Annotated in this window: 15 protein-coding genes; 8 read left to right on the top strand and 7 right to left on the bottom strand. The window is 44.0% G+C overall.

The annotated features are described in order from the left end of the window. Positions 1–74: 74 nt before the first annotated feature. The 3 genes from AAE02nite_RS25570 to AAE02nite_RS25560 all read right to left on the bottom strand — a co-directional run bounded on the left by AAE02nite_RS25570 (position 75) and on the right by AAE02nite_RS25560 (position 3,085). Positions 75–1,337: a sensor histidine kinase gene (locus tag AAE02nite_RS25570; protein ID WP_146905531.1), complete on the bottom strand. Its 1,263-nt coding sequence runs from the start codon at positions 1,335–1,337 to the stop codon at positions 75–77. Further along, the gene (locus tag AAE02nite_RS25565) at positions 1,338–2,015 is read right to left on the bottom strand and encodes a response regulator transcription factor (protein WP_146905528.1); all 678 of its coding nucleotides are present in this window, start codon (positions 2,013–2,015) and stop codon (positions 1,338–1,340) included. 449 nt (positions 2,016–2,464) lie between these two features. After that, on the bottom strand, positions 2,465–3,085 hold the full coding sequence (locus AAE02nite_RS25560; protein WP_146905523.1) for a MarC family protein: 621 nt from the start codon (positions 3,083–3,085) through the stop codon (positions 2,465–2,467). Positions 3,086–3,382: 297 nt separating this feature from the next. Here AAE02nite_RS25560 and AAE02nite_RS25555 point away from each other — a divergent pair, with 297 nt between their 5' ends. The 3 genes from AAE02nite_RS25555 to AAE02nite_RS25545 all read left to right on the top strand — a co-directional run bounded on the left by AAE02nite_RS25555 (position 3,383) and on the right by AAE02nite_RS25545 (position 8,037). Next, positions 3,383–4,516 (top strand): 5-(carboxyamino)imidazole ribonucleotide synthase, encoded by a 1,134-nt coding sequence (locus AAE02nite_RS25555; RefSeq protein WP_146905520.1) that lies wholly within the window; start codon positions 3,383–3,385, stop codon positions 4,514–4,516. After that, on the top strand, positions 4,513–5,043 hold the full coding sequence (purE, locus tag AAE02nite_RS25550) for a 5-(carboxyamino)imidazole ribonucleotide mutase (RefSeq protein ID WP_146905515.1): 531 nt from the start codon (positions 4,513–4,515) through the stop codon (positions 5,041–5,043). The genes AAE02nite_RS25555 and purE overlap by 4 nt, the downstream gene beginning before the upstream one ends. 741 nt (positions 5,044–5,784) lie before the next feature. Continuing rightward, positions 5,785–8,037, top strand: a complete 2,253-nt coding sequence (locus AAE02nite_RS25545) for a TonB-dependent receptor (protein WP_307725573.1) — start codon at positions 5,785–5,787, stop codon at positions 8,035–8,037. A gap of 143 nt (positions 8,038–8,180) precedes the next feature. Here AAE02nite_RS25545 and AAE02nite_RS25540 read toward each other — a convergent pair whose 3' ends face one another. Beyond that, the gene (locus AAE02nite_RS25540) at positions 8,181–8,606 is read right to left on the bottom strand and encodes a DUF4890 domain-containing protein (RefSeq protein ID WP_146905512.1); all 426 of its coding nucleotides are present in this window, start codon (positions 8,604–8,606) and stop codon (positions 8,181–8,183) included. Between the two features lie 550 nt (positions 8,607–9,156). Here AAE02nite_RS25540 and AAE02nite_RS25535 point away from each other — a divergent pair. The 5 genes from AAE02nite_RS25535 to AAE02nite_RS25515 all read left to right on the top strand — a co-directional run bounded on the left by AAE02nite_RS25535 (position 9,157) and on the right by AAE02nite_RS25515 (position 13,581). Continuing rightward, complete coding sequence (locus tag AAE02nite_RS25535; protein ID WP_146905509.1) at positions 9,157–9,984, top strand: LuxR C-terminal-related transcriptional regulator; 828 nt, start codon at positions 9,157–9,159, stop codon at positions 9,982–9,984. Positions 9,985–10,437: 453 nt separating this feature from the next. Continuing rightward, positions 10,438–11,526 carry a M4 family metallopeptidase gene (locus AAE02nite_RS25530; protein ID WP_146905506.1) on the top strand — a complete coding sequence of 363 codons (1,089 nt, stop codon included), beginning with the start codon at positions 10,438–10,440 and terminating at the stop codon, positions 11,524–11,526. Between the two features lie 31 nt (positions 11,527–11,557). After that, positions 11,558–11,878, top strand: coding sequence for a protealysin inhibitor emfourin (locus AAE02nite_RS25525; RefSeq protein WP_146905503.1), 321 nt, complete (start codon positions 11,558–11,560; stop codon positions 11,876–11,878). Between the two features lie 378 nt (positions 11,879–12,256). After that, positions 12,257–12,550, top strand: coding sequence for a hypothetical protein (locus tag AAE02nite_RS25520; RefSeq protein ID WP_146905500.1), 294 nt, complete (start codon positions 12,257–12,259; stop codon positions 12,548–12,550). Between the two features lie 11 nt (positions 12,551–12,561). After that, the gene (locus tag AAE02nite_RS25515; protein ID WP_146905497.1) at positions 12,562–13,581 is read left to right on the top strand and encodes a hypothetical protein; all 1,020 of its coding nucleotides are present in this window, start codon (positions 12,562–12,564) and stop codon (positions 13,579–13,581) included. 52 nt (positions 13,582–13,633) lie between these two features. Here AAE02nite_RS25515 and AAE02nite_RS25510 read toward each other — a convergent pair whose 3' ends face one another. The 3 genes from AAE02nite_RS25510 to AAE02nite_RS25500 all read right to left on the bottom strand — a co-directional run bounded on the left by AAE02nite_RS25510 (position 13,634) and on the right by AAE02nite_RS25500 (position 17,931). Beyond that, the gene (locus AAE02nite_RS25510; RefSeq protein ID WP_146905494.1) at positions 13,634–14,419 is read right to left on the bottom strand and encodes a class I SAM-dependent methyltransferase; all 786 of its coding nucleotides are present in this window, start codon (positions 14,417–14,419) and stop codon (positions 13,634–13,636) included. Positions 14,420–14,724: 305 nt separating this feature from the next. Next, entirely contained in the window at positions 14,725–16,686 is a 1,962-nt protein-coding gene (dnaK, locus tag AAE02nite_RS25505) for a molecular chaperone DnaK (protein ID WP_146905491.1), read from the bottom strand. Positions 16,687–17,352: 666 nt separating this feature from the next. Next, a complete protein-coding gene (locus AAE02nite_RS25500; RefSeq protein WP_146905488.1) occupies positions 17,353–17,931 on the bottom strand; it encodes a pseudouridine synthase in 579 nt (192 codons plus the stop codon). Positions 17,932–18,132: the final 201 nt, after the last annotated feature.

The following is an 18,132-nucleotide window of genomic DNA, read 5'->3' as shown; positions in this document are numbered from 1 at the left end:
ATCTTTACGGCGAATGCGCATTTTTAGCCTAATCAGGGAAATATACATTACAATTCTGTCGTAAATCTGAAGCGTCAGAAAGTCAGGTCGAACAGATGCCGCTCTTGCTGATATTGGTGGGTAATGATAAGGCCGTTTATATCGCAGATTTTTTTTACAATGGCCAGGCCCAACCCCAGCGACAGCGGCTTGTCGGCATTTTTGCGGAAGCGGTCGAAAATCTGGTGCGAATCGAACGTAAGGGGCGTACCGGTGTTGGCAATGGTTAATTTATGCGGTACTACTTTTATGCTGATTTCCCCGTTTTTGTAGTTGTGGGTCAGGGCATTTTTAAGCAGGTTGCTGAGCAAGACATCGAGTAAATACGGATCGATAAACAAGGTGGCTTCCGCGTCTAAATCGGTAATTATTTTTACATTTTTCAGTTCGGCCAGCTCTTTAAAATTAAACAAGATATTCTGCGTAAAAGCTTTCAGGTTAATATGCTCTTTGTTTTGGAATTCCTGGTTATTGATGCGGCTCATGAGCGCCAGCGTTTTGCTGAGTTTCGATAAGCGGGTGGTAGACTGGTAAATAGCATTCAGGGCCTGGTATTCTTTTTCCGGAATATTGCCCGATTTTAACAGCATTTCGAGCTTGGCCCGCATAACCGCCAAGGGCGTTTGTACTTCGTGGGAAATATTATCGGTAAATTCTTTTATGTTGCGGTAATCGTACTCAATGCGCGTTACCATTTGGGCAATTAAACCGTTCAGTTCTTCAAACTCCTGGGTACTGGTGGGCGGCAACACAATGGGCTGGTTTTTATTAACCGAGTAATGCCGGATTTGCTCCAGCGTGTGCCGGAACGGTAACCACAAAAAATGCGACGATAAATAATTTAACAGCAGCAACACCACCAGCAATGCCAGAAACAGATAAACCGCCGCTTTAATAATAAAATTATTAAGCCGCACGTAATCTTGCATGGCTATAAAGATAGAAATGCGGTATACCTTCCCGCGGATGGCCTTATCGAAGGTGCGCACACGGAAAAGTTCGGTCTGGCCCGTAACATCGTTGTATAATTCTACATCCCGATCGAAGCTGGAGATAACCGGCGCTTTTACCTGGGGCAGGCGCTCTACCTTTAAAGTATTATAAGAGTTAATCAGGTCCAGATCCGGTTTGGGTTCCGATAAAAAAGTGAGTATCCGGTGCTCGCGGTACCGGAAATTATGCTTTACCTGTTCCTGAATAAAATTATTAGCCGTGTTATATAAAATATAGCCGCTACCCGAAATAACCAGCGCAATAATGAGCAGGTACAGCAGGGTAGTTTTGGTTATCAGCTTCATTTAGGCCGATGTAAATTTATAGCCCATGCCGTACACCGATTTAATGTTGTTGCGGCTACCTTTGGTTAAAACTTTTTTTCGCAAGTTTTTAATGTGGGTATAAATAAAATCAAAAGAATCGGCCATATCAATATTATCGCCCCACAGGTGCTCCGCAATGGATTCTTTGTTTAAAATGCGGTTGCGGTTACTGATAAAATATAGCAGCAGTTCGTATTCTTTGCGGGTTAAGGTGGCTTCTTCGTCTTTCACAAATACCTGGTTGGTGGTGGTGTTAACCCGTATGTCGTGGAGTATAATTTCGTTGCTGCCGTTAAAGCGTTTGCGCCGCATCAAAGATTGCACGCGGGCATTCAGTTCGGCCAAATGAAAAGGCTTCGTCAGGTAATCATCGGCGCCCAGGTGCAAGCCTTCCAATTTATCATCCAGTGCATTTTTGGCCGAGACAATTAGTACGCCGGCTTCGGAGCGGTTTTGTTTTAAGCGTTTTAAGAGTTCCAGGCCGCTGCCATCGGGCAGGGTAATATCCAGCACAATAATATCGTACTGGTAAATAGCAATTTTTTCGTCGGCCGTTTCAAAATCGGGCGCTGCCTCACAAATATAGCCTTCCTGCCGCAGGTAGTTTACCACGGTTTCCGACAGGTCGGTATTATCTTCCACCAATAATATTTTCATATTCCCCAAATATAAAACAAAAATATTACCTGAATCTGAAGGAAACCTGAAGCCTAGGTAGGAAAATAACACCTCATCCCCAGCCCTTCTCCTCTGGGAGCAGGGAGCCGGCCCAACGGTAAAGCAAGCGCAAAGCTTTTAGAAAAAGCCTGAAGAAGGATAGCTGAAATAATTTAATATAAACTAAATTAAGTCCCTCTCCAGCAGCGCTAATCTTGTAGGGAAACTTTTGTCAACCGCTAAAAAATAAAATGGAGGTACTTTTGCTTCTTGGGGTTAGCGTTGAAAACCTGCTCCATTTTATTCAAAAGCACTTTTAATTTTGCCCTACAAGATTAGCTCTATTGGCGGGGGAAGAACAAAACGGAATAGCCGGAAAGTCCCTCGCCTTCAGGTGGCGTCCACCCGGGAGAGGGATTTAGGATGAGGTTTTAAGAAAAATTACAATTTTACTGTTTAAACAAGGCAATCAGCGCTGATGTAATAAAATTAGCCCCGATGGCCAGCGTAATAAATCCCATTATTTTGGAAAGCGCCGATAAACCGGCTTTGCCCATTACCCGAACCAAGCGGGGCGAAGAAATCAGAATAAAATAACTGGCCACTGCCACCATTATAATGGCTACTAAGGTAATACCCATTTGCAGGTACGAAAGCGATTCGGTAAACATACCAATACTCACGGCAATGGCGCCGGGGCCCGAAAGCATGGGCATGGCGAGAGGCGTAAAAGAAATATCAACTTTCTGAATACTTTCTTCTTCCACGTCTTTTGATATTTTCCGGCCGGGTTCTGATTTAGTAGCCAGTAAATCGAAGCCGGCTTTAAACAGCATAATGCCGCCAGCAATCCTGAGGTCGTGAATGCGCAAACCAAAAAAGTTAAGCACGTACTGGCCGGCAAAGAAAAAGACCGCTAAAATCAGAACCATGTACATACTGGCTTGCAGTGCCATCTGGTTCCGGTGGCGGGGCGTATCGTCCTGGGTTAAAGTAATAAAAACCGGCATGGCCCCAAAAGGGTTAACCACCGAGAATAAGGCCGAAAAAGTTGCTAATAAGATTTCCATTGGTTGGGCAGATGCCAGGTAAAAGTAGGAATAGCTAACGAATTTCGCATTACGGCCAGTTAAAAGATTGGTTATTTCTGCGGAGTCTCTCCTGATAATTTCACTTACTTTACTCTGCGGCAGGTACAAATAAACAAAATGGTAATTAATGAGATAGAGGTAATATTTCTCGGCTAACCAACAGGCCAGGAGCGGGCCATTATTCTTTTAAATTAAAATAGCGGCGGTAGGGCAGGAAAAGTAAACCGGCATTTCATTTTAATCCTTAATTTTGGCCTCTATTTATTTACATTAAGAATGACTTACGGAGAAACCAGGTTAGGCATTTTAGGCGGCGGCCAGTTAGGCCGCATGTTGCTGCAAGCCGGCATCGACCTGAATTTATATACCCTTATTCTCGACCCGGATGCGGATGCGCCGTGCAAAAGCCTGTGCCACGAATTTTACCAGGGCAGCTTCGCCGATTTTGATACGGTTTATAATTTCGGTAAAAAGTGCGACGTACTTACCATTGAAATTGAACACGTAAACGTAGAGGCGCTTTTTAAACTCGAAGGAGAAGGCGTGCGGGTTTACCCTAACCCCGAGGCTATCCGGATTATTCAGGACAAAGGATTGCAAAAAGAATTTTACCGGCACCACCAAATTCCGACCGCCGATTTTAGGTTAGTAGCGAATAAAGCGGAGGTAGAAAGAAATATAGATTTTCTGCCGGTGTTTCAAAAGCTGCGCCGGTTTGGGTATGATGGCCGGGGTGTTACGCGGTTGGCTGCCCGCGAAGATATTGCTAAAGGGTTTGATGAACCTTCGGTGCTGGAGAAACTGGTGCCTTTTGAAAAAGAAATTGCCGTTATAGCCGCCCGCAATGCAAATGGTGAGGTAAGCTGCTTCCCAGCCGTGGAGCTATCTTTTCACCCGGAACATAACCTGGTGGATTATTTGTTTTCGCCGGCTAATATTAGCCCCGAAACCGAGCAGGCCGCCAAGGCTTTGGCCACGCAGGTAATTCAGGCCTTTGATATGGTAGGTTTGCTGGCCGTAGAAATGTTTTTAACCCCAAGTGGCGAACTGCTGGTAAACGAGGTAGCCCCGCGGCCCCACAACAGCGGCCATCATACTTATAAAGCCAATCATACTTCGCAATTTGAGCAGCACCTGCGGGCTATTTTAAATTTACCGCTGGGTAACACCAGCTTACATAGTGCTGCCGTTATGCTGAACTTGCTCGGAGAAGCCGGTTTTTCCGGCGAAGCCCAATACGAAGGGGCCGATGCTGCTTTGGCCCTGCCTGGCGTTACCATTCATTTATACGGCAAAAAATATACCCGGCCTTTCCGCAAGATGGGCCACTTAACCATTACGGCGGCCACCGTGGCCGAAGCCCGGCAAAAAGCCGATCACGTCAAAAATTTAGTTAAAGTAAAAGCATGAGCACAACCCCCGAGGCTACTCAAACGCCGGTAGTAGGTATTATTATGGGCAGCCAGTCCGATTTAAAAGTAATGCAGGCCGCAGCCGACATTTTAAAAGGATTTAATATTCCGTTTGAGTTAACCATTGTATCGGCGCACCGCACTCCGCACCGCATGTTCGAATACGCCGAAAATGCCCGTAAGCGGGGATTAAAAGTAATTATTGCCGGTGCCGGCGGGGCTGCCCACTTGCCCGGTATGGTAGCTGCCATTACCACCTTGCCCGTTATCGGGGTACCGGTTAAGTCCAGCAATTCCATCGACGGCTGGGATTCGGTTTTATCTATTCTGCAAATGCCTACCGGCGTACCCGTAGCGACCGTTGCCCTGAACGGCGCCGCCAATGCCGGATTGCTCGCCGCGCAAATATTAAGCACGGCCAACCCGGTTATAGCCGGCAGCCTGGAACAACACCGCGAAACCCAGAAAGATAAAGTAATGCGGTCTGTGGAAGAACTGCGGAAAGGCGGTTTAGGAGAAGATTAGTTCTGACACGAACCAGCCGCCACCAAGGTTGTTTTATCCGGTTTACGCATAGTGGCTGTTTCCAAATTTTGTTACTTCGATTCGATGAAATGATAATCCTGTAGTTTAGGCTTCTATAGGAATTTTTAATTTTAAATTTACCTGATCTTTAAGATTTCTGTTGATTCTTAAATGCTATTGAACAATAGACAAATGCATGAAAGTAACTGAACTCAAATCTGTCATTCAGAAGGAACCTGTTTAACAGGTCACAAACAAGTTTCCTCCTGAATGACAACAATGGGATCAACATATGTTAACAAAGAAACTTTAATTGCAATCTAAATAGCCTCGCAAAGAGTAAAGGCTATGGTTAGCAATCAGAGAAATAATTAATTATATTTTTCTTCCTTTTATTTGACTTTTAGCTGGTGCATCCAGTTAAAAGTAAGATTTTAACCTCCTGTCAGTTAGAGATTGGTCCGAACTATTTAGGTCCAAATGCTACTTCATTAATTCCGAACCAGATACCGTATTAATATTATCTTTATTCTAATTGGTAGGATATAAAAACCTGCTTGCTAATTTATTCCGTTCAATCCTCCACCTTCAATCTTCTTCAGTTAAAAAGAGAATCCCTATAACCTTTCTTGTGTTTAGAAGTATATTGATTTTAAATTTAGAGTAATCTAAAGATTTATTTCAGTATATTTGTTTCAAATAATCAAGTTAAGCTAAAATAAAATCCATAATAGTTGTTCTATGATGAAAAAATTACTTTTTTTATTATGGTTAATCACTGGCTTAACCGTATGCGGGCAGGCACAACAGCAATCCGGGGAAATTAAAGGCCGGGTAGTTACGGGAGCAGAGCCGGTGGCTTTTGCCACCATAGGTTTGGTAGGTACTACCCAAGGTGCCAACTCCGATGAAAACGGCTACTTCCATCTCCGGAATATTATGCCTGGTTCTTACCGGTTACAGATAAGTGCGGTAGGGTATGTAAAAGTCTTGAAATCCGTAACCGTAGGGGAGCAGCCGGTGCTGTTGAATATCAACCTAACCAAATCGGATCAGCAGTTGCAGGAAGTGGTGGTTACGGGTAATATGAAAGAAACTTATGCTAAACTTTCTCCCATTCACGTAGAGGTTTATACCCCCAAACTATTCCAGAAAAACCCAACGCCCAGCATTTTCGAAGCCTTGCAAATGGTTAACGGCGTGCAGCCCCAGTTAAATTGTAATGTGTGTAATACCGGCGATATTCATATTAATGGCATGGAAGGGCCTTACACCATGGTTACCCTCGATGGTATGCCCATTGTAAGTTCCTTAGCCAGCGTGTATGGCCTGAGCGGTATCCCGAACAGCATGATTCAGCGCATTGAAGTGGTAAAAGGGCCGGCCTCTACTTTGTACGGTTCCGAGGCGGTAGGCGGACTGGTGAATATTATTACCAAAAACCCGGCCGAAGCACCTCGTCTGGCGGTAGATGTAATGGCTACTTCGCACCAGGAGTACAACGCCGATGTGGCTTTAAAAGCAAACCTTAAAAAAGCAAGTACCCTGGTGGGGGTAAATACCTTTTGGTTTGATAACCGCCGCGACGTGAACGGGGATAATTTTACGGATATCACCCTGCAGAAGCGACTTTCTTTATTTAACAAATGGAGCCTGAACCGGCCCGAAAATAAAGTGGCCAATTTGGCAGCCCGCTACCTGTACGAAGACCGCTGGGGCGGCGAAATGCAATGGTCGCCCGATTTCCGGGGCGGCGACAGTATCTACGGCGAGTCTATTTATACCAGCCGCCTGGAACTGATTGGCGCGTACCAGCTACCCACCGCCGAAAATATTACCTGGCAGTTTTCCTATAACAGCCACGACCAAAACTCGGCTTACGGCAAGACAATGTTCCAGGCCCGGCAAAATATTGCTTTCTCGCAATTCTTATGGAATAAACAAATGGCCCGGCACGATGTATTGGTTGGAGTTCCTTTTCGGTTTACTTTTTACGACGATAATACGCCCGGCACCCAAACCAGAACCGGCAGCAACCAGGCCCAGCGCATTTACCTGCCGGGTATTTTTGTGCAGGACGAAATAAAAAGCAGCGATAAATTTACTTCGCTCTTCGGCCTCCGCTACGATTATAATTTTACGCACGGAGGCATTTTTTCACCACGCGTTAGTTTTAAACTGGCTCCTGATCAGCAGAATATTTTTCGCTTAAATATTGGTAACGGTTACCGGGTAGTAAATTTATTTACCGAAGACCATGCGGCCCTCACCGGCTCCCGCGAAGTCGTGATAGCAGATAACCTGAAACCCGAACGCAGTTGGAACGCCAGTTTGAACTACCAAAAGTTTATCGACCAAAATAATGGTTACTTGGGTCTGGATGGGAGCCTATTTTACACCTATTTTACCAACCGCATTATTGGCGATTTCCTGACCAACCCCAACCAGATTATTTACCAGAACCTGCAGGGCTATGCCATCTCGCGCGGACTAACCCTTAACCTCGACTGGGCTTTTACCTTTCCTTTAAAAATTAATGCCGGTGCGACTTTCATGGAAGTGTATTCCGTTCAGGATAAAGAAACTGGCCAGACGGAGAAAATTCCCCAATTACATGCCCCCAAAACATCGGGTACTTACGCGGTTAGTTATACTTTCCGGAAAGCCGGTGTTTCCGTGGATTACACCGGCCGTTTGTACGGACCAATGTTTTTGCCGGTGCTGGCCAACGATTTCCGGCCCGATAAATCGCCCTGGTTTTCACAGGACAACCTGCAGGTTACCAAAAAGCTGCCGCACGGCCTGGAACTGTATGCCGGTCTGAAAAATCTCTACAACTTTCTGCCCCGTGACCCGCTCATGCGCCCCTTCGATCCGTTTGATAAAACTATTCACCTGAACAATCCCAACGGCTATTCTTTTGATACTTCGTACAATTATGCGCCCATGCAGGGCCGGCGCGGGTTTATTGGCCTACGCTGGACAGTGAAATAAGAGTGGTGACCGATGTATTCGTTACCAGTTGTTACTACAATAACCAAGGCTGGTGCGTGCAGAGGCTATGTTTGCTGGCTGAATAAAAAAGAAGGCAGGCTTGTAAAGCCTGCCTTCCGGTAAATAAAAAAACAGGAAGTTTCTTAGCGCTGACCTTGTGGCCGGTTACCGCCCTGACTACCTTGGCCACCACGGCCGCCTCTAAACTGGTCACGGTTGGCTTCGTACTTGGTGTATTGGTCGGCGGTTAATGCACCCTTGTACTCTGCTTCGTATTTCTGGGTTAAAGCGCGCATTTGCGTCATCATAGCTTCCCGGTCCCCGCCAGCCTGCATTTTCTCCCGCATCGATTGCTGCTCGGTAAACCGTCGCACATTTATATCCTGAATTTTAGTGCTTTGGTCGGCCGTTAAGGTCAGCACTTCGTTCATTTTTTTGGTAAGCGCCTCCGCTCTTTCCTGCGGCGTGCCCATCGGGCCTTGCTGAAAACTTGGCGAAATAAAGGCGTTTGCCGGGGCGGCTCCTGTTCCCAGAACAGTTAAAGCCAGCACAAAAAAGATTTTCTTCATAAAGTGGTGTTTAAATTTATTCTTTGATTGCTACTGATTAATAAAGTTTAAAGAGAATAAAAAATTAAATATTCCTGCGGCAGGTTATCAGTTAGGCCAACTTGTTTCTTTAACACCTTAATAACATATTTGCTTTGTTTAATTTTTTGTAAAACGTTGGTTATTAATAATTTATTTGATAAATACTGCTTGCTATCTACATAATGGTTGAAAATACAACACGTAAATAATTAAACTATATATGTTAATTTAAATATTGTATATGAGATATGTAATTATTTTTTTATTAAATATAATTTAAAAATTTTCATATTATAGATGTCAATTGTATATTTAAGGGTATTGTAATAATCTACAGAAACTCTAAAATCCAACTGCAATAGCCTTTAAGTAATGAGAATATAAATCCTCCTTGCTAAAATAATATTTATACACGTCACCTCAAGTAAGCTTTTGGCTTGCCTTTATAGCTTATTGCCATAATTCTTCCGAAACGACCTTTATTAACCAACCAAGTTGTACTTTTTTACCGATTAATCCAATTCTTGATATGATGCAGGAAGAAAAACTCAATATAAACCGTCGCTGGTCCTCTGGCTTAACAACGGGAAGGCAAGTATTCAATCAACTTTGCGGCCTTTTGTTAAACCAACCTTATGGTCAGGTGCAAATAAGTTACGAAAACTATATCCGGGAAAATCCAACCCTGGTCAATATTTTAAACAATGGGCCCTGTGTCACCTGGATTTTAGATATGCGCACCCTGCAATTTTCTTTTTTAAGCAACAATGTGAAAGATATATTGGGCTACGATAATAAGAATTTCGAGGAGCAGGGATTAGCTTATTTTAACCAGATTGTGCATCCGGATGATGTGGCACCTACCTGGCAATTGGTTATGAAAAAATGGGAATGTTTAATGGCGCTGCCACCGTACCAACGGACAGCGGAAAAAATGAATATCAGTTATCGCATTATTCAGCCCAACGGCAATATTATGCAGGTGCTGGAGCAAAGTTCGGTGCTGCAACTCGACGACCGAGGTCATGTAACACACGTAATGGGCGTTTGTTCTGATATTTCTTTGCTGGAAAAATTAGAAAATAAAATTGCGGCTAATGGGCCAGTCGCAGAAAAAATAATGGCCGGGAAGGTGCCGGCTGACCCGGTTAATCAGGTAATATTAAGTAAACGAGAATTACAAATAGTAAAGCTGATTGCTGCCGGTTACAAGAGCCGCGATATTGCGCAGGAATTATTTATCAGCTTTCATACGGTAAATACCCACCGCCAGAAAATAATCGAAAAAACCAATAGTAAAAACACCAGCGAACTCATTCAATATGTGATGACACAAAAATTGATTGATTTTGAATGATTTAGCAAGTTTGTAAAATAAGGATATTCAACTTTTTGTTGCTTACACAATGTGTTTTAACCGGTATCTTACTGGTAAGAATAAGCCTAAAGAACTACGCTCTAAAATCTGAATGCCCATAATATTTAGGGAACTTTCACAAAGTTGTTAAAAATAATATCTTGGGCGGGATAGTGCGGGTTTAAAGATTAAAACGAAAACTTTCCGAAAGTCCTGATTCATTTAGAGCATTCTACAGATAAGGGCTTTAGCAAGGAGAGAATATAGTTCTAATTAATTATTTTCTTATCCGTTTAAAAGGATTATTTAATGTGTTTTGCGCAAGTTTTATAATATTTTAAAATGACAGGATGAGTAGAATAATAGTATCTGAATGCAAGTAAACTTAATGTCCGAAAAGGAGTAATTACTACCTTAACCAAACCGGCTAAGTATAGACCTTAATGAGGTATTATGTGCACACTTAAACACCATCGTCATTCTATCTACTGTATTTTGCCGCCTTATATCTTAAAGGCTATCGCCGAAAACGGCAATCAGGCCCAGCGGTCAAAGGCTTTACAAATATTAAGCTGCGATTTTACTTTCCGGAGCCTGCGATTAGGGCCACGATTGTCATCGGATATCAGCAAGAAAAGGCCTACTGCTTTTCTGGTAGCGGGGGCGAAGCAACGTACAATTAATACTGCTAATAACACCCAAACCCTGCCCGGTACCGTAGTGCGGGCCGAAGGCAGCCCGGCCTCCGGCGACCCGGCCGTAGACGAAGCTTACGATGGCCTGGGCGCAACGTACGATTTTTTCTGGCAGGTTTTTAACCGCAATTCAATCGACGATGAAGGTATGCCGCTGAATGGTACAGTGCATTTTGGGCAGGACTACGCCAATGCTTTCTGGGACGGGCAGTACATGGTTTTCGGTGACGGCGATGGCGAACTGTTTAACCGGTTTACCCTTTCGCTGGATGTAATTGCCCACGAATTGACCCACGGCGTTACCGAAGACGAAACCCAGCTTTTATATTCAAATCAGTCCGGCGCACTAAACGAGTCTTTATCGGATGTGTTTGGTAGCCTTGTAAAACAATATACCCTTAAACAAACCGCAGCAGAAGCCGACTGGCTCATAGGAGCTGCCTTATTTACGGGTAAGGTGCAGGGCGGGAATGGCAATCCGGCGGCTATCCGCTCCATGAAAGAACCTGGTACCGCTTACAACGACCCGATATTAGGCAAAGACCCACAACCCAACCACATGCGCGACTTTGTAAATACTTTTGAAGATAATGGCGGGGTACACATTAACTCCGGAATACCCAATCGCGCTTTTTATTTGGCAGCTATGCACCTAGGCGGCTATGCCTGGGAAAAAGCCGGCCGTATCTGGTACGAAACCCTGCTCGATTCCCGGTTGAAGCCAAATGCCAAGTTCCTGCGCTTTGCCGAACTAACCATTGATAATGCCAAACGCTTTAACGCCGAAGCCGAAGTAACTGATGCCTGGGCCCAAGTAGGTCTGGTGCCACTTGCTGTAAGCATTTGATAACTTTAAAGTTTAATATTACAGTGTAAGTATGAAAGTTTATTTTAAACCGGAAGGTGGTTTTGGATTTTTCCCGGGCTTAAATAAACCCCTGGAGCTAAACAGTGAAGACTTACCCGAAGACGAGGCTTCGCACTTGAAAAATTTAATAAAAGAAGCGCAACTCTTTGAACTGTCTAATCAACCTCTCGGTACTACCCACGGAGCGGATCAAAAAAAGTATACCATCCGGGTAGAGGACCAGGACCGCCAGCATTGGATACAAATAATGGATACCGAGCGCGACCCAGGTTTACAGAATTTACTGGCTTATTTAAGCCAAAAGCAAAAAGAAATCCGAAAAATGAAATAAGATTTAATGTATTCCTACAGCTAAAACAGGAGGCAATTCAAACCACAAAGCAAAGTCGTGCAGCTAGAAGCAGGTAACACCAGTTCGGCAATTTGGGCCTTAATAATCTTTTATGGGAGTAAACTTAGGCTTATCAAACTAATTAGCAATTCAACTTTAAAAGGTGAATTCTCACACGAACAAATTAAAATTGAGAATAACTTAGGAAAGTGTTAATTAATCTGAAAATTTTAATTATTAAATTTAAGCATCTATACTTCTGTTTTAGGGCGTATGAACGGTAAATTTCCAGATTCAATTTTTATATAAATATTACTGTCCACTAAATTGAATAAAATACTTTTTACCACTTTCGACCAAATCATAAACAGATAAATTATGGCAAAAACTTACAAAGTAACCGTAGAACTAAACACAGAAGCTACCCTGCAATTATTCCGGTTAGAAGGATATGTTATTGCGCTTACCCGCACGCTCGATAATGCGTACCGCATTAGCATTTCTAATTTCCCCATCGAAGGCGAACTGGACTACTATGTGCATTGTACCGGTTGGAACAAAACGCCTTGGTCATTAAAAATATCGGTCGACGATAAAGACATAACGCCCGTACCCATTAAAGGCGAAATAGAAAAAGGTTATTCGGCTGTGCGCGGCTCCATAAAATTTTAAATATTTACCGAATGGAAAAGAAAATTTACTTAATTATTTTACTGGGCGTTTTTCTATTTTTAAGCGGGGTGCTGCCAAGCCAGGCGCAAACCTTTAAACCTATTTTTGAGGACGGCGAAGGCCGCTCTTCCATTATTGCGCCGCTGGGCTTCCTGGGTATTAACACCGAAAACAGCAGTATCCGATTCCAGTATTTTTATGCCAAAGCAGCGGCGCTCAACCCCAGAAATCCTCAAACCATTAAACGGAACCGATTTTACTGGGGGGTAAATGTTGCGGGTTCTGCCGCCGGCGGTATAGCTAACTTATTCAACTATGGTACCTTCACGCCCGGTACTTCGGCCAGTTTATTTTTGGGGCACCGCTCGTTGTTATTTCCGGCTCTGGATAAAGAGGGTGCTCCGGTATTATACGGCCAAAACGAAATAGCCATTGAAGATTGGATAACCTTTCGGGTAGGCGGTCAGGTTGCCAACTACACTTTATATGATGCCAACCGCATTTTTGCCGAACAGATTTCTAAGGAAAGATTTCGCGGTTATTTAACCCAATTAGCTTACAATGTATTGATAGGTGGCGCTACTTCCATTGGCGTTTCCTGGGACGTAGCGCGCGAAAATAACATCGGTGACCTTAGCCCGGTTAAGTTTAAACAGCAAACCATCATGCCGGACCCGAATGGCCAGACTACCCGCATCTTCGAACGGGAAGTAAATGCCTATTCGGGAGTTTATGAAACCTCTATTGTAAATACATATAGCCTCGATGCTGTCCGTTATTTTACGCCCGCTTCCGAAATAAATTACGCCCTGCACTTATATGGCCGCTTAAAGCATACCAATGAGCGCCCGGTTTACCGGGCAGGGGTTGGGTTTTATTTATTCCCCAAGAATAAAGTGGCCGGTGGTTTGTTTGTAGAATCGAGCGACCTGACAAACGAAGTATCAGATACTCAACAATTTTCGAAAAGAATAGATATGGGGCTTACGGTAAAGTTTATTTTGCCCGGTTTAGGTGTGCCAAGTCCTTAAATTTAATAGAGAACCATTATCCCTATAAAATTTTTTCAGGTAAGTAAAAGTATTATTTTGATACCTTTTCATAAAGTAAAAAGTGCTGAATAGGTAAAAAATCTTCGCGCTGAAAAAGTTTAAAATTACCCGCTTCTAATTCTTTGTTAACCTGTACGACACTCATTTTATGCAGTTCTCTGATTGGAATACTTTTGTCTTCGGCGCGGTACTCCAGCAGCAATAATTTACCATTAGGTTTAATTGCTTTATAAAGGGCCTGCAGCATTTCCTGCGGGAATTCCAGTTCGTGGTACACGTCCACCATAATAGCTAAATCAACAGAAGCAGCAGGTAAGTTAGGCGATTGGTTGCTGCCTTTTATTACTTCTACATTGGTTAAGCCTAGTTCCTTTTTCCGGGTTTGTAAAGCCGAAATAAAATCATCCTGTACTTCTACGGCGTATACTTTGCCTTGCGGTACTTTGGGGGCTATTCGGAAGGTATAGTAACCGGTGCCGGCGCCAATATCGGCTACTACGCTGTTGGTGGTGAGGTTTAATTTGGATATAGCTAAGGCTACATTTTCTTCCTGTTGCCGGGTGTTGCGTTCGAGCCACTCGCCGCCGGCGGCACTCATGACGTGGGCTATTTCGCGGCCCAGGTATACCTTGCCGGTGCCATCGGGATGCGGGGTTTTGTAGGTGTAAACGGAATTTTTGTGTTGACTAACCTGGTTTGTATTTTTATTATTGTCAGGTTTGGGTTTAACCTGGCAGCCTAAAAAGATGATTATTAAAATCAATAAGTTCAGGAGAATAAATTGATGGTGCCGAAATATTGGTTTTGGGAGAATCATGGAAATACTTTGAACAAGAGTTTAGTTTACAGATAACTACCATTTCGGGGTTGTATTTGTTTTAATTTGTTGAACGGCTGTTTCCTTCCTAATATTTAACTAGGTTTCACTCTCCTTTCAAAATAGAACCTAGTACTTATTTTGTGGCATTGTTCGGAAATATTAGTTAAGAATAGGCATTTTGAATAGTAGAATTTTATAAGATAGAGTTCAGGGATTGATGAAAATCCAGTTTTGTAAACTACCCAAAATAAAAAAGCCTTTCCGAAATTTCGGAAAGGCTTTTAAATATATTTAATTAAAGATTAACGGTTGCTACCGTCTACTTCTTCGTAATCAACATCAGTAACATTGTCGGTATGACCTTGGCCCTGACCGTTGGCACCGGCACCACCTGTTTGTCCGTTGCCACCTGGCTGACCACCGAAGCCGGCATCAGCTCCTGGAGCACCGGCACCTTGGGTAGCAGCGTACATTTCCTGCGAAGCAGCCTGCCACGCGTTGTTGATGTTAGCCATAGCCGCATCAACCGCTGCTACGTCTTTGCTGCTGTGGGCCGTACGTAGTTGCTCTAAGGCACTCTCGATAGCTGTTTTGTTGCCAGCCGACAGCTTATCGCCGTATTCTTTCAACTGTTTCTCCGTCTGGAAAATCATCGAGTCAGCCTGGTTCAGCTTATCGATGCGCTCGCGCTCGGTTTTATCGGCTTCTTCGTTGGCTTTGGCTTCGTTGCGCATCCGCTCAATTTCGGCTTCGGATAAACCAGAAGAAGCTTCGATGCGGATTTTCTGCTCTTTACCGGTACCTTTATCTTTGGCCGATACGTGCAGAATACCGTTGGCATCAATATCAAAAGTTACTTCGATTTGTGGCACACCACGCGGAGCAGGTGGAATACCATCTAAGTGGAACCGGCCAATAGTACGGTTATCGCGGGCCATCGAACGCTCACCCTGCAATACGTGAATTTCTACAGACGGCTGGTTATCAGAAGCCGTAGAGAATGTTTCGGATTTTTTAGTTGGGATGGTAGTGTTCGACTCGATTAATTTGGTCATCACGCCACCCATGGTTTCGATACCCAAAGAAAGCGGGGTTACGTCGAGTAACAGAACGTCTTTAACTTCACCGGTTAATACACCACCCTGGATAGCGGCACCAATGGCAACTACCTCGTCGGGGTTAACACCTTTAGATGGTTTTTTACCGAAGAATTTTTCTACCTCTTCCTGAATCCGCGGAATACGGGTAGAACCACCTACCAGAATTACTTCGTCGATATCGTTCGCAGATAAGCCGGCATCCTGTAAGGCTTTGCGGCAAGGCTCCATCGAACGACGAATCAGGCTATCGGCCAACTGCTCGAATTTAGCACGGCTTAATTTACGCACCAAGTGTTTCGGACCAGTTTGGGTAGCCGTAATATACGGCAGGTTAATTTCGGTTTCGGTTGAGCTGGATAACTCAATTTTCGCTTTTTCAGCGGCTTCTTTTAAACGCTGCAAGGCCATTGGGTCTTTGCGCAGATCCATGTTTTCTTCTTTCTGGAACTCCTCGGCTAACCAGGCAATAATTACCTGGTCGAAGTCATCACCACCCAGGTGGGTATCACCGTTAGTAGATAATACTTCAAAAACACCGTCGCCTAATTCCAGGATAGAAATATCGAAAGTACCACCACCTAAGTCGTAAACGGCAATTTTCTGGTCTTTATGTTTTTTGTCCAGACCGTACGCCAAAGCGGCTGCGGTTGGCTCGTTGATAATCCGTTTTACATCTAAACCAGCAATAGCACCGGCTTCTTTGGTAGCCTGACGCTGCGCATCGTTAAAGTAAGCTGGTACGGTAATAACCGCTTCGGTTACGGTAGTGCCTAAATAATCTTCGGCGGTTTGCTTCATTTTCTGCAGCACCATGGCCGAAATTTCCTGCGGGGTAAACTGGCGGTCGCCTATTTTTACGCGCACGGTATTATTGCTACCGGTTTCTAATTTATATGAAACGTGCTGGGTTTCGCCGGTTACTTCGGAGTAGCCACGGCCCATAAAACGTTTAATAGAAGCGATGGTATTTTGCGGGTTGGTAATTGCCTGGCGTTTTGCCGGATCACCTACCTTGCGCTCACCGTTCCCGTTATCCAGGAAAGCCACGATAGAAGGTGTGGTTCTGCGGCCTTCGCTGTTTGGTATTACCACTGGTTCGTTACCTTCCATTACGGCAACGCACGAGTTGGTCGTACCTAAGTCAATTCCTATTATTTTTCCCATTATCTATATTATTTTAAGTTAGGTTTCACAGTTTTAGTAGTTATAAGGGTAATAACAAGCTATGTGCCATTACTAAAAATGGCCTTTTTCTGTGACAGATTGTCACAATCCGTCAGCCTGAAAATTGTATTTCTGCCGAAGCTACCTTTTATCGGCACTATGGTTATTTCGGTTTTCCGATTCTGGCAGAAAAGTCTTTTTTGTACCAGCGTTGGAGTAATAAAGTTGCGGAGCCGGCGAATAAATAAACCTGTTAAAAGGTTTTATATAGGGGTTATTAGGTCCTAAATCGTATATTTTTCTTGTTGATTAGTTTCTGATTGCTTCCAGTTTTACGGCTATTCTGGGGTTTTCTGAATAATTATGAATTGAAGGAGCCGCCACGATGCTGGCGCGAGCGTCCCGCTCGTGTCAATTTTAATCAGACCCTGGCCACTAAAATTATAGTTCAGGTTAATATTTATAGCGGCCAGCGGCTGGAAGAAGAAATCAAGAGCGGGACGCTCGCGATAGAAAAATAGATTATAGCGATGTATTATCTCATACCGACACGGAAGAAGCTAATTGCATCGGAAGAGAGAAACGGTTATTAAAAGCATCTACCTAAACAAACCATTAGCCGGGCTCCCCTTCGCCCCGAGGAGAAGGGGCTGGGGGATAAGGTGCCTACCTTCTTCCAGCATTAACTTTCAATATGTTAATTTCGGTGGGAGAGAGGGAACGGTACTGACCGGGAGCTAAACCATTTAAAGTTAAAGGGCCAATGCTGAACCGGATGAGGCGTAAGGTCGGGAAACCAACAGCCGCGGTCATTTTCCGGACCTGGCGGTTCATGCCCTGGGTTAATTTCAATTCAATCCAACTCGTCGGAATATTTTGCCGGAAGCGGATGGGTTTGGTGCGTTCCCAAATCTTGGGTTCTTCGGGTAATAGCCTGGCCTTGGCAGGAGCGGTTTTAATATTTTTGATATACACGCCAGCTCGTAAACTGGCCAACGCTGCTTCGGTGGGAATGCCTTCCACCTGCGCCCAATAGGTTTTTTCTATTTTGAATTTGGGGTCAGAGAGGCGGTGCTGCAATATTTTATCATCGGTTAATAAAACCAACCCTTCGCTGTCGTAATCGAGGCGACCTACTGGGTAGATATCCGGTACTGGTACAAAATCCTTCAGCGTAGCGCGGCCGTTTTCATCGGTAAACTGCGTGAGTACTTCGTAAGGTTTATTTAAGAGGATGTATTGCATGTATTTTTCACAGACTGATAAGCCACCATTGCTGGCGCCAGTTTAGCGAAGCGTAACTGGTGTCTTTTTATAGAAGGAAGTTTTTAACTTCCGGAAGTCGGAGACTTCCTTTTAAACGCACCATTTAAAGTCTGGCGAGAATAATTATTCTAAATTCTAACTTAGATTTCCTTGTTGCTGCCGTCCTTGAATCAGCCAAAA

This window comes from Adhaeribacter aerolatus (assembly GCF_007991635.1).
GTDB classification, from domain to species: Bacteria; Bacteroidota; Bacteroidia; order Cytophagales; family Hymenobacteraceae; genus Adhaeribacter; species Adhaeribacter aerolatus.
This window is presented reverse-complemented; position numbering and strand designations above follow the sequence as displayed.

Bases quoted from the DNA above. Each gene is read 5' to 3' on its own strand.
- AAE02nite_RS25535 (WP_146905509.1), top strand. From the start codon at position 9,157: ATGATGCAGGAAGAAAAACTCAATATAAACCGTCGCTGGTCCTCTGGC.
- purE (WP_146905515.1), top strand. From the start codon at position 4,513: ATGAGCACAACCCCCGAGGCTACTCAAACGCCGGTAGTAGGTATTATT.
- AAE02nite_RS25520 (WP_146905500.1), top strand. From the start codon at position 12,257: ATGGCAAAAACTTACAAAGTAACCGTAGAACTAAACACAGAAGCTACC.
- AAE02nite_RS25560 (WP_146905523.1), bottom strand. From the start codon at position 3,085: ATGGAAATCTTATTAGCAACTTTTTCGGCCTTATTCTCGGTGGTTAAC.
- AAE02nite_RS25540 (WP_146905512.1), bottom strand. From the start codon at position 8,606: ATGAAGAAAATCTTTTTTGTGCTGGCTTTAACTGTTCTGGGAACAGGA.
- AAE02nite_RS25570 (WP_146905531.1), bottom strand. From the start codon at position 1,337: ATGAAGCTGATAACCAAAACTACCCTGCTGTACCTGCTCATTATTGCG.
- AAE02nite_RS25555 (WP_146905520.1), top strand. From the start codon at position 3,383: ATGACTTACGGAGAAACCAGGTTAGGCATTTTAGGCGGCGGCCAGTTA.
- AAE02nite_RS25510 (WP_146905494.1), bottom strand. From the start codon at position 14,419: ATGATTCTCCCAAAACCAATATTTCGGCACCATCAATTTATTCTCCTG.
- AAE02nite_RS25530 (WP_146905506.1), top strand. From the start codon at position 10,438: ATGTGCACACTTAAACACCATCGTCATTCTATCTACTGTATTTTGCCG.
- AAE02nite_RS25525 (WP_146905503.1), top strand. From the start codon at position 11,558: ATGAAAGTTTATTTTAAACCGGAAGGTGGTTTTGGATTTTTCCCGGGC.
- AAE02nite_RS25500 (WP_146905488.1), bottom strand. From the start codon at position 17,931: ATGCAATACATCCTCTTAAATAAACCTTACGAAGTACTCACGCAGTTT.
- AAE02nite_RS25515 (WP_146905497.1), top strand. From the start codon at position 12,562: ATGGAAAAGAAAATTTACTTAATTATTTTACTGGGCGTTTTTCTATTT.
- dnaK (WP_146905491.1), bottom strand. From the start codon at position 16,686: ATGGGAAAAATAATAGGAATTGACTTAGGTACGACCAACTCGTGCGTT.
- AAE02nite_RS25545 (WP_307725573.1), top strand. From the start codon at position 5,785: ATGATGAAAAAATTACTTTTTTTATTATGGTTAATCACTGGCTTAACC.
- AAE02nite_RS25565 (WP_146905528.1), bottom strand. From the start codon at position 2,015: ATGAAAATATTATTGGTGGAAGATAATACCGACCTGTCGGAAACCGTG.